Origin of the sequence: Terrisporobacter muris, assembly GCF_024621905.1 — a bacterium.
Lineage (GTDB): Bacteria > Bacillota > Clostridia > Peptostreptococcales > Peptostreptococcaceae > Terrisporobacter > Terrisporobacter muris.
The window spans coordinates 1-11,319 of the sequence record NZ_JANKBY010000095.1 but is presented as its reverse complement, the minus strand read 5'-3'; the positions used below and the strand labels follow the sequence as shown (position 1 = coordinate 11,319).

General features: G+C 28.9%; 10 protein-coding genes. 8 read left to right on the top strand and 2 right to left on the bottom strand.

Annotated features, from left to right (window positions below):
• Both NSA58_RS09295 and NSA58_RS09290 read left to right on the top strand, forming a co-directional pair.
• On the top strand, positions 1-579 hold a 579-nt coding region (locus NSA58_RS09295), incomplete at its 5' end, for a hypothetical protein (protein WP_257560408.1).
• A 56-nt stretch (positions 580-635) separates the two neighbouring features.
• Positions 636-974, top strand: coding sequence for a hypothetical protein (locus tag NSA58_RS09290; RefSeq protein ID WP_039679411.1), 339 nt, complete (start codon positions 636-638; stop codon positions 972-974).
• 762 nt (positions 975-1,736) lie between these two features.
• Here the strand turns inward: NSA58_RS09290 and pflA are convergent.
• Both pflA and pflB read right to left on the bottom strand, forming a co-directional pair.
• Positions 1,737-2,477 carry a pyruvate formate-lyase-activating protein gene (pflA, locus tag NSA58_RS09285; protein ID WP_039679413.1) on the bottom strand — a complete coding sequence of 247 codons (741 nt, stop codon included), beginning with the start codon at positions 2,475-2,477 and terminating at the stop codon, positions 1,737-1,739.
• Positions 2,478-2,750: 273 nt separating this feature from the next.
• The gene (gene pflB / locus NSA58_RS09280) at positions 2,751-4,982 is read right to left on the bottom strand and encodes a formate C-acetyltransferase (protein WP_039679414.1); all 2,232 of its coding nucleotides are present in this window, start codon (positions 4,980-4,982) and stop codon (positions 2,751-2,753) included.
• 295 nt (positions 4,983-5,277) lie between these two features.
• Between pflB and NSA58_RS09275 the strand changes: the two genes are divergently transcribed.
• From NSA58_RS09275 to sigF, 6 genes are all read left to right on the top strand, one after another.
• Positions 5,278-6,249, top strand: coding sequence for a calcium/sodium antiporter (locus tag NSA58_RS09275; RefSeq protein WP_074429473.1), 972 nt, complete (start codon positions 5,278-5,280; stop codon positions 6,247-6,249).
• Positions 6,250-6,418: 169 nt separating this feature from the next.
• Entirely contained in the window at positions 6,419-8,068 is a 1,650-nt protein-coding gene (locus tag NSA58_RS09270; protein WP_039679416.1) for a DEAD/DEAH box helicase, read from the top strand.
• A gap of 505 nt (positions 8,069-8,573) precedes the next feature.
• The gene (locus NSA58_RS09265) at positions 8,574-9,089 is read left to right on the top strand and encodes a folate family ECF transporter S component (RefSeq protein ID WP_039679417.1); all 516 of its coding nucleotides are present in this window, start codon (positions 8,574-8,576) and stop codon (positions 9,087-9,089) included.
• Positions 9,090-9,719: 630 nt separating this feature from the next.
• Entirely contained in the window at positions 9,720-10,052 is a 333-nt protein-coding gene (spoIIAA, locus tag NSA58_RS09260) for an anti-sigma F factor antagonist (RefSeq protein WP_074079445.1), read from the top strand.
• Between the two features lie 21 nt (positions 10,053-10,073).
• Positions 10,074-10,502: an anti-sigma F factor gene (gene spoIIAB / locus NSA58_RS09255; protein WP_039679419.1), complete on the top strand. Its 429-nt coding sequence runs from the start codon at positions 10,074-10,076 to the stop codon at positions 10,500-10,502.
• Positions 10,503-10,528: 26 nt separating this feature from the next.
• A complete protein-coding gene (gene sigF, locus NSA58_RS09250; protein WP_039679420.1) occupies positions 10,529-11,293 on the top strand; it encodes an RNA polymerase sporulation sigma factor SigF in 765 nt (254 codons plus the stop codon).
• The last annotated feature ends 26 nt before the right edge of the window (positions 11,294-11,319 follow it).

Genomic DNA, 11,319 nt, shown 5'->3' with positions numbered 1-11,319 from the left:
ATAACAATTATTATAGTATTATTTTTTTATTGCAATGGACCTAATAAAGAGCTAGATGATTTTGATGTGTGCTTAGTATCAAATATTAGTGATGAGTCAGATGTATATGACGTAAAAATACGAGTTAAAATCAAGGATAAGTTTAATTTATTCAAAAATAATATAATAGTATCATACTCGCTAAATGGTGATAAGTATGAAAATTTATGTGATAATAGTGCTAGTGTTTTTGTTAAAGATGAAAAAACAAGTAAGGTAGAACAAACTTACCATTTCAGCGATGTTACTAAAAATGGTGCTAATATAGATTTAATTGGTGATTTAGTAAAGCCAATGTATGATAAAAAATGTATATTAGAACTATTATTTAAAGTAAAGCCCAAACATATAAAAGATAACCATATTTCGACTTTAAACAATAATGATCAAATAATCGTAAATATTTTTCCATATAATGAGTTTAATTTTGGAAAAGTGCAAATTGAAAGTCAAAAGATATCAATAATAAACCAAACTTTTAAGAGAAATCAATTGAACTATTACTTTCCTATTCCACTATTTGATAGTACACTACATTAAAAATATAAAGGAGTATATAACTAATGAAAAAATAAAATTTATTATGCAATTAATTATTGTTACAAGTAATTTGTTGTTCAAATATATTAACTGTCAATGCTGAATCAAGTAAGGTTAAAGATAATACTGAACAAATTTTAGAGTTAGCTACAGATTTTATATTAAGTACAGGTATACCAATGGATGAATTAGAAAAAATGAATAATTCAACAAAGTTAGAAATATATAATACATTTAAGGAAATGAGAGCTTTAGATGATGATATTGAATTTAAAGATTCGAATCAAAAAATAGTAAGTATTCCTACGAATAAAATTGAATCACGAAATATACCTAAAGAAAAATTAAAGTTTAATATCTATTCATTTGATAATCGCCAAATGGGAAGAGTATAAGGTTTTGCTTCTTTTAAATGGAAAAATATGCCCTTTGAATAGTTAATTAATAATGATACTTTTACTTTTTCTATAGGGGGAGTATGGAATATTTTGGATGGAGGACATGCGTTATCATTATATCGTGTTGATGGGGAATTTATTCATAAATTTACTAGACCCTCAGAATGTAGCAGATATGGTGCTGCATACCATATGTATACACCTGAAGCAAAAGAATTTAGATTAGTTAATTATGGGTTGCTCATTTTTCTTTGCGTCCTAATCGTAATATTCCTATATCAGAACTGGATAATTTTATTTCACTTTTATACATACAAGATTTATATTGGCTAAATATAGCTAGCGTGTCTTTATCATGAGGTCCTGCAAGTGTAAGTGTTCAAGCACCAAGTAGCATGTTTATACATAAAGCAGGTTATAGCGGAACACTGTATTAAAATTAAAAGTATATAAAAATTATAAATAGGGAGTACAAATAGATTTATTTTTAGACAAATATATTCGTGTTTACTATTATTAAATATTATGTTTTTATGATAGGTTTATATATTAATTTTTGCAAAAAAGTATGTTGATTTTATGCTATGTAATAAATATATTATACTATACTATACTGAGACTATTATTAGTTAATATGTGAAGTTAAAATTTTATAGTGATAGTAATGAGTTAAATATTAAATTAAAAAAGAAGCCTTATTAAATAAGGCTTCTTTCATATTTTATAGAATTATTTATAAAGCTAATTTTTCAACAAATATTATTTTTTATTATTGAATACTTTAACTCCGTGTTTTTCTATGATTTCAGCAGCTCTAGCTACATCATCAGCATCAGCATCTCTAACATCTTTTAATTCATAGTCAAGGCCCATGTTCTCCCATTTATGAACACCCATAGTGTGATATGGTAAGATTTCTAGTCTATCTATATTGTTTAGAGAAGCAGCTAATTCACCTATTTGAGATAAGTTTTCTTCACTATCTGTTATACCAGGAACTAAAACATGTCTTAACCAAATAGGTATGTTTCTTTCATCTAAATGTCTTGCTAACTTTAATGTTTTTTCTATTCCTACACCTGTTAGGTTTTTAGCTTCTTCTTCATTCATATGTTTTATATCAAGTAATACTAAGTCAGTATTGTCTAAAACTTTATCGATTTTTTCTATATCAACAAATCCAGAAGTATCTAAACAAGTATGAATATCTCTTTCTTTAGCTATTGCGAATAATTCAGCAAGGAAATCTGCTTGTAAAGTAGCTTCTCCACCAGATGCCGTTATTCCACCCCCAGATGATCTCCAGTAAGAAGAGTATCTAGATACGTTGTCTATTAATTCTTCAGCTGTATATTCAGTTCCATCTTTAACATTCCAAGTATCTCTGTTATGGCAGTATTTACATCTTAATGGACATCCTTGGAAAAATAAGATACTTCTTATTCCTGGTCCATCTACTGTTCCAAATGTTTCTATTGAGTGAATTCTTCCTGTAGTCATATTGCACCTCGTAATTATATGATTAAAACTAAAAAAGATAAAGAATATCTATATAAAATTTAAAATTAAGAAGATTATAGATTAACTGTATAAATAAATCTATAAAATAAGGGCATTTCATATGTTTTATATCTTAGCTTTTAAAGTTTTTTGATTATTTATGTTAAGTTTTTAATTATTATTTCCAAAAAAATTGATTTTTTATAGGAAAAGGGTAAAATAAAAAGACTAAAAATGAATTTAGTCTTTTTACTTGTATTTTATCAATTAAGCTTAAGCCATTTTTCCGTGGAATGTTCTGTTTATAACATCTAATTGTTGTTCTTTAGTTAATTTGATGAAGTTAACAGCGTATCCTGAAACTCTTATAGTTAATTGAGGATATTTTTCTGGATGTTCCATAGCATCTTCTAAAGTAGCTCTATCAAATACGTTAACGTTTAAGTGATGAGCTCCATCTCCGAAGTATCCGTCCATCATTGCTGATAAGTTAGTTATTCTCTCAGACATATCTTTTCCTAAAGCACCTGGTACTATAGAGAAAGTATTAGATATACCATCTTGAGAATGCTCGTATGGTAATTTAGCAACTGATGCTAATGAAGCTAAAGCTCCGTTAGTATCTCTTCCGTGCATTGGGTTTGCTCCTGGAGCAAATGGAGCACCAGCTCTTCTACCACATGGAGTGTTACCAGTTTTCTTACCGTAAACAACGTTTGAAGTTATTGTTAATATAGATTGAGTATGAACTGAATCTCTGTAAGTTTTGTGTTTTCTTACTTTGTTCATGAAGCTTTCTACTAAGTATACAGCTATATCATCAACTCTATCATCGTTGTTTCCGTATTTAGGGAAATCTCCTTCAATTTCGAAGTCAACAGCTACACCAGCTTCGTTTCTTATAGTTTTAACTTTAGCATGTTTTATAGCAGATAATGAGTCAGCAGTAACTGAAAGACCAGCCATACCACAAGCCATAGTTCTGAATACATCTCTATCATGTAAAGCCATTTCTAATGCTTCATAAGAGTATTTATCATGCATATAGTGGATTACATTTAAAGTATTTACATAAAGGTTAGCTAACCAATCTGTACAAGCTTCAAATCTTTCCATTACTTCATTGTAATCTAAGTATTCAGAAGTTATTGGTTCAAATCTTGGTCCTACTTGAACACCAGATTTTTCATCAACACCACCGTTTATAGCGTATAGTAAAGTTTTAGCCATGTTTACTCTAGCTCCGAAGAATTGCATTTGTTTACCAATTCTCATTGCAGATACACAACAAGCTATTCCGTAATCATCTCCCCAGTAAGGTCTCATTAAGTCGTCATTTTCGTATTGAACTGAACTTGTATCTATAGACACTTTAGAACAGAAATCTTTGAATCCTTGTGGGAAGTCTTTTGACCAAAGTACTGTTAAGTTTGGTTCTGGAGATGGTCCTATAGTATAAAGAGTATTTAAAACCCTGAATGAGTTTTTAGTTACTAATGTTCTACCATCTATACCTTGTCCACCGATTGATTCTGTTACCCAAGTTGGGTCACCAGAGAATAAGTCGTTGTAATCTGGAGTTCTTAAGAATTTAACCATTCTTAATTTCATAACGAAGTGGTCCATTAATTCTTGAACTTCTTCTTCAGTTATAGTTCCAGCTTTTAAATCTCTTTCGAAGTATATATCTAGGAATGTAGAAGTTCTACCTATTGACATAGCAGCACCATTTTGGTCTTTTATAGCTGCTAAGTAAGCAAAGTATAACCATTGTACAGCTTCTCTTGAGTTAGTAGCTGGTCCAGATATATCGAATCCATAAGATTCAGCCATTCTTTTTAATGCTTGTAAAGCTTTTATTTGATCAGATATTTCTTCTCTTAATCTTATTACATCTTCTGTCATTGAAGAAACGTCTAAAGAATCTTTTTGAGCGTTTTTATCTTCTATTAATCTATCAACACCGTATAAAGCAACTCTTCTGTAGTCACCTATTATTCTACCTCTTCCGTAAGCATCTGGAAGTCCTGTTATTATACCAGATCTTCTAGCAGCTCTCATTTCAGCAGTATAAGCGTCGAATACACCTTGGTTATGAGTTTTTCTGTATTTAGTGAATATTTCACTTACTTGTGGATCACATTTGAATCCATAAGCTTCACAAGAAGTCTCAACCATTCTTATACCACCTTCAGGCATTATAGCTCTTTTTAAAGGTGCATCAGTTTGGAAACCAACAACAGTTTCTTTATCTTTATCTAAATAACCTGGTGCGTAAGCATCTATTGCAGAAACAGTTTTAGTGTCAACATCAAGAGTTCCACCATTTTCTCTTTCTTTTTTGAATAATTCCATTGCTTCAGCCCATAAGTCTTTTGTGTTTTGAGTAGCTCCAGCTAAGAATGAAGCATCTCCTTCATATGGAGTGTAGTTAGCTTGGATAAATCCTCTAACGTCTATTTCTTTAGTCCATCTTCCAGTTTTAAAACCTTGCCATGCGTTCATTAAGATATCCTCCTAAAAGTGATTATTACTATTTAAAATGTAAATAATTAATTAATGTTGTAATTTATAAGTAACAACAAATATATTCTAGCATAAACACAGTATATTGTATACAAAAATTTGTGAGTAATATTTATCGTATTTATAAGTGAATTATATCTGTTTTCTTATACTAAATAGATACCCCCTAGATTATCATTTAAACATCATTTTTCATAAAATTGTAAAAAATATATAAATTTATAATGAATAAACGTTGTAATTCTGAATAGCTATAAATATAGGAGGGAATAACATGACTGTAGTTATAATTTTGTTTTTGATTGGATTTCTTTTAATAACTAAAGGTGCAGACATATTTATAGAGTGTACAGTACAAATTGGTAAAAAGACTGGAATATCAGAGTTAATTTTGGGGGCTACTATAGTGAGCTTTGCAACTACATTACCAGAGTTAACTGTTTCAGTTTTTGCATCAATAGATAATCATACAACAATGAGTTTAGGTAATGCTGTTGGATCTATAATATGTAATACAGGATTGATTTTAGGATTAGTGGCATTTATCAGTCCTTTTAAAGTTGATAAAAACATGTTTTTTTCTAAATCAGCCATATTATTACTTTCTGTACTAGGTTTAATGATTTTAGGCAGTAATGGAACTATTACTCAAGGTGATGGATTACTATTAATCGTAATGCTTTCTTTTTATATGTATTCAAATATAAAAAGTGTATCAGGAAAAAATAGGGTCAATGTTTCTAGAAACTTGGAAGGTGATTCAGGCAACAGTATGAAATCGAGTAAACATGAAAGTTTCAAAACTTGTGTATTATTTATCCTTGGGTTAATAATGATGGTTGTAGGTTCTAAGTTACTAGTAGATAATGGAGTAAAGCTTGCTAGTTTTATAGGAATTCCACAAGGGGTAATCAGTTTAACAGTGATTGCATTGGGAACATCACTGCCAGAGTTAGTATCTTCTTTAACTGCAATAAGAAAAAAACACCATGGAATATCAGTAGGAAACATATTAGGAGCTAATATACTAAATATAACTTCTGTTATAGGAATATCATCATTAATAAATGATTTACCCATATTAGCTCAAAATATAAGGGTAGATTTTGTATTTATGACGATTCTTTTATTAACTTTAATATTACCCACAATTAAAAGTAGCAAAATATATAGATTACAAGGTTTGATATTACTAATTACTTACATAATTTATATAACTACTATATACTTTACATACTTAGCTTAAACAAAAAATTATACATATTTATATAAGGTTTTATTTAGATAATTGCGAAAATAAGTGATTAACTGAATAGGACCTTTTTTTTGGGTAAAAATATAATTGCATAATATTGAAATAAACTATATAATAGAAAAGTTAATATTTATGATAACGGAAAGGAAATAAATAATTTATGAATATAATAAAATTTGAAGATTTACCAATTAGTGATGAGATAAAGAGATCAGTAGCGGAACTAGGATTTGAGGAGCCATCTCCAATTCAGGCTCAATCTATACCAGTAATCTTAACAGGAAAAGATGTTATAGGTCAAGCTCAAACAGGAACGGGAAAGACGGCAGCTTTCTCTATACCAGTATTAGATATGGTAGACCCTAATAAAAAAAGTGTACAGGCAGTAGTATTATGTCCTACAAGAGAACTTGCGATTCAAGTTTCTAGTGAAATGAAGAAATTAGGAAAATATAAAAGTGGTATAAAAACACTTCCAGTTTACGGCGGACAACCAATAGATAGACAAATAAAATCATTAAAGAGCGGAGTACAAGTTGTTATAGGGACACCAGGGCGTGTTATAGATCATATAAATCGTAGAACTTTAAAAATGGACGAAGTTAAAATGTTGGTTCTTGATGAAGCAGATGAAATGTTAGATATGGGATTCAGAGAAGATATCGAATTAATATTAGAACAAACTCCAGCTGAAAGACAAACGACTTTCTTCTCAGCAACAATGTCAAAACCTATATTAGAATTAACTAAAAAATATCAAGAGGATCCTCAGTTAATAAAAATAGTAAGAAAAGAATTAACTGTGCCAAATATAAAACAATACTATATAGAAACAAGAAGAGCTAATAAATTAGAAGTATTATGTAGATTAATAGATGTATACAATCCTAAATTATCAGTTGTATTCTGTAATACAAAAAGAGGTTCTGATGAGTTAGTAAGTGAATTACAAGCTAGAGGATACTTTGCAGATGCACTTCACGGAGATTTAAAGCAAACTCAAAGAGATATAGTAATGGACAAATTTAGACAAGGAACAATAGATATACTTGTTGCTACAGACGTTGCAGCTAGAGGTATAGATGTTGATGATGTTGAAGCAGTATTTAACTATGACCTTCCACAAGACGAAGAATACTATGTACACAGAATCGGTAGAACTGGTAGAGCAGGTAGAGAAGGTATATCATTCTCATTCGTATTTGGAAAAGAAGTTAGAAAAATGAAAGATATTGAGAGATATACTAAATCTAAATTAGTTAGACATGATATACCAACTATAGCTGATGTTGAAGAAAAGAAAGTAACTGCATTCTTCAAACAAGTTAAAGAAACTATAAAAGAAAGCAACTTATCTAAACAAACTCAATGGTTAGAAAATCTTTGTGAAGAAGAAGGATTAGAAGCTATAGAAATAGCAGCTGCTCTTGTTAAACTTGCACTAGGTGATGAAGAAAAACAAGAAATAGTAGAAGAAACTTCAAACTACAGAGATGGATCTGGAAGAAGAGACCGTAAAGATAGAGATAGAGGCGATAGAAAGCGTGGTAGAAGTGCTGAAGCTGGAATGGTGAGATTATTTATCAATGTTGGTAAAAATCAAAGAGTACAAGCTAAAGATGTAGTTGGTGCTATAGCAGGAGAAGCTGGAATACCAGGTAAATTAGTTGGAACTATAGATATATATGATAAATATACATTTGTAGAAGTTCCAAAAGAAAATGCAAAAAAAGTTTTAGATAAAATGAAAAATATAAAAATTAAAGGTAATAAAATTAATATAGAAAAAGCTAATTCAAGAAGAAAATAATATAAATGAAAGTAACTTAATCCAATAGATTAAGTTACTTTTTTTGTATAAAAATAAGGATAACTTTGGTAGATAATAAGTATGTAATTTACAGTACAAACCTTATGAATTTATGATATAATTTATATGAGATGTTAACATAATTATCATAATATGAAATCTTTTCTATTTGTATGTATACATAAAGTATACACATGTTGATGACACTAGAAGAAAGACATTAAAAGAGGATATATCAATTCACTTTAAAATTCAATTCTATTGGCATTACAAATTTAATCATAAGTATTGTGGTAATTATAGAAACAAATTATTTTACTTATTTTAATCAAATATAACACTTTTATGTTTGATTAAAGCCTGATAGTTATTTAAATTAAGAAGATAGACTATATTAAATTAATGATAAGTAGCAGTACAAGGAAATAAAGTAATTATCATTTTTAATACCTCCGTACACATGGATCACTTATTTGTGTGTCTAGCTAGAATTAGGAGGAAATTTATGAATAAGAAATTTGATGTAAAAAAATTAATACAAATAAGTTTGTTAATAGCAATAGAAGTTATTTTGACAAGATTCTGTTCTATACAAACACCAATAGTTAGAATAGGATTTGGTTTTTTACCAATTGCAATAATAGCAATGATGTATGGACCATTAAGTGCTGGTATAGCATATACAATAGGAGATCTTTTAGGTGTTGCATTATTTCCCTCGGGAGCATTTTTCCCAGGCTTTACATTAACAGCATTTTTAACAGGAATAGTATATGGTGTATTTTTATATAATAAACCAAAAACATGGCCTAGAATAATAGGTGCAGTTTTAACTGTATGTCTTGTTTTAAATTTAGGATTAGACACTTATTGGCTATCTATAATGATGGGGAAAGGCTATTTAGCATTATTGCCAACTCGTATAATGAAAGCTGCTCTTATGATACCAGTACAATCACTTATAATAGGAATCATATGGAAAAAAGTTGTGATAAAATTTGTGAAAGTATCACATGCTTAATTTTTTAATTATACTTTAATTTACAAACAATAAAGGAATTAATTATATCAAATAATTCAGCAATAAATATAGTAGATAATTTACTTGAGTGTGATATAACTGCTAAAATTTATTAAGTAATGACGTAATCAGGATATAGTGTGTAGCAGAGCAACCACTGCGAATTTAGATAGGGTAAAATGGTTGTATAAAAAATTCATACCAAAATCACAACGGCTAGAATTGGAGAAAATGTCTATCAATTTTAAATTTAATGGCTTTAGTGTAAGTAACAAGTGTCTAAAAGTATTTTAATACTTTTTAGGCACTTTTTTATTTATATTGAATGAAATTATATGTTATCTGATCATGAATAACATATAATTTCAAACTTTGAGAATTGAATAACGGTCGAAGCCTTTGGCTATATGAGCGAAGTAAATTTGTATTTTTATAAAAAAATACAAATTATAAGAATATAACAAGTAAATTATGGAAATATATAACATATAGGTAATAATAGGTTGTTATGCTATTTTTGATATTATTTATATACATAATATAACAAAACTAGTTAAATTTCTTTGAAGGATACAAAAGACTTTACTAGAATTGATTAAGTTGTAAATCATTCATAAGGGGGGAAAATATATGATTAAATGCTATCTTGAAGACAAAACCTTATTAGTTGAAATTTTATCTACAGAATTGGATCACCATGTTGCTAGAGATGTTAGAGAAGAAGTAGATACAATTTTAATGAAGAAACAAATAGATTATATAATATTTGATTTTCAATATGTAAACTTTATGGATTCTTCTGGAATAGGAGTAATAATTGGACGATATAAAAAAATAGTCAACCATGGTGGTAGAGTATCTGTTATAAATATGAGTTCTAGAGTGAAAAAGTTATTTAACTTATCTGGAATGAGCAAAATTATTAATATTTACGATACCTTTGAAGATGCAATAAATTCTTAATTAAAAGGGGGAACTTTTAGAATGAGTAATATTTTGGAGGTTAAGTTTTCAGCAAAGTCAGAAAATGAAAGTTTATCTAGGGTAATAGTTGCATCTTTTGCAGCAAAATTAGATCCAACTTTAGAGGAGCTCTCAGATATTAAAACTGCTGTATCAGAAGCAGTAACAAATGCCATTATACATGGATATGACGAAGACGAATCAAAATTTGTTTATTTAAGATGTCAAATAGATGATAGAACAGTAAAAGTAGTTGTAGAAGATAGAGGAAATGGTATAGAAGATGTAGAGCAAGCAATGCAACCTATGTACACATCTAAGCCTGAGCTTGAAAGATCAGGTATGGGATTTTCGTTTATGGAAAGTTTTATGGATAGCTTAGATGTTGTTTCTATAAAGGGTGAAGGAACTAAGGTAGTGATGGCTAAAACTATAGAATTACCTAAATAAAGTCAAAAAAGAATAGAGGTTTGAATATGAGTGTAGTTGCTAAAAAAGAAGAAAAAAGACACTTACTTAGTCATGAAGAAACCTTAGAATTACTAGAAAAAGCTCAAAATGGTGACGAAGAAGCTAAGGAAGTGCTCATATCAAACAACTTGGGGTTAGTCAGAAGTGTTGTATCTAAATTTTCTAATATAGGATATGAGAGAGATGACTTATATCAATTAGGCTCTATAGGATTAATAAAAGCTATATATAAGTTTGATCCAACATTTAATGTTAAGTTTTCTACATATGCTGTACCTATGATTCTTGGAGAAATAAAAAGATACCTAAGAGATGATGGAATGGTAAAAGTGTCTAGATCTCTTAAACAATTAGCAATAAAAGCAAAAGCACAAGGAGAAGTATTAACAAAGAAATTTGGTAGAGAGCCTACTGTTGAGGAAATAGCAAAAGAATTAGAGGTAGAAAAAGAAGAGTTAGTAATGGCAATAGAGGCAAATTTTTCTGTAGAGTATTTACATGGAGTAATACATGAAGAAGAAGGTTCTCCAATTTGCTTAATAGATAAAATTAGTTTAAAAGAAGAAAATAATGAAGAAAAAGTAGTAGATAATATATTATTAAAAGAAGTGTTAGGACGATTAGAAAAAAGAGAAAGACAGATAATTATGCTTAGATATTTTGAAGATAAGACTCAAAGTGAGATTGGAGAAATCTTGAAAATATCTCAAGTTCAAGTTTCAAGAATAGAGAAAAAAGTCTTATTAAAATTAAAATCTTATATAAGTTAATTTAAATACTAAAGAGTTCTTTTGAG

Excerpts from the sequence above, each read along its gene's own strand:
- pflA (WP_039679413.1), bottom strand. The coding sequence starts at position 2,477 with ATGACTACAGGAAGAATTCACTCAATAGAAACATTTGGAACAGTAGAT.
- pflB (WP_039679414.1), bottom strand. The coding sequence starts at position 4,982 with ATGAACGCATGGCAAGGTTTTAAAACTGGAAGATGGACTAAAGAAATA.
- NSA58_RS09270 (WP_039679416.1), top strand. The coding sequence starts at position 6,419 with ATGAATATAATAAAATTTGAAGATTTACCAATTAGTGATGAGATAAAG.
- NSA58_RS09275 (WP_074429473.1), top strand. The coding sequence starts at position 5,278 with ATGACTGTAGTTATAATTTTGTTTTTGATTGGATTTCTTTTAATAACT.
- sigF (WP_039679420.1), top strand. The coding sequence starts at position 10,529 with ATGAGTGTAGTTGCTAAAAAAGAAGAAAAAAGACACTTACTTAGTCAT.
- NSA58_RS09265 (WP_039679417.1), top strand. The coding sequence starts at position 8,574 with ATGAATAAGAAATTTGATGTAAAAAAATTAATACAAATAAGTTTGTTA.
- spoIIAA (WP_074079445.1), top strand. The coding sequence starts at position 9,720 with ATGATTAAATGCTATCTTGAAGACAAAACCTTATTAGTTGAAATTTTA.
- spoIIAB (WP_039679419.1), top strand. The coding sequence starts at position 10,074 with ATGAGTAATATTTTGGAGGTTAAGTTTTCAGCAAAGTCAGAAAATGAA.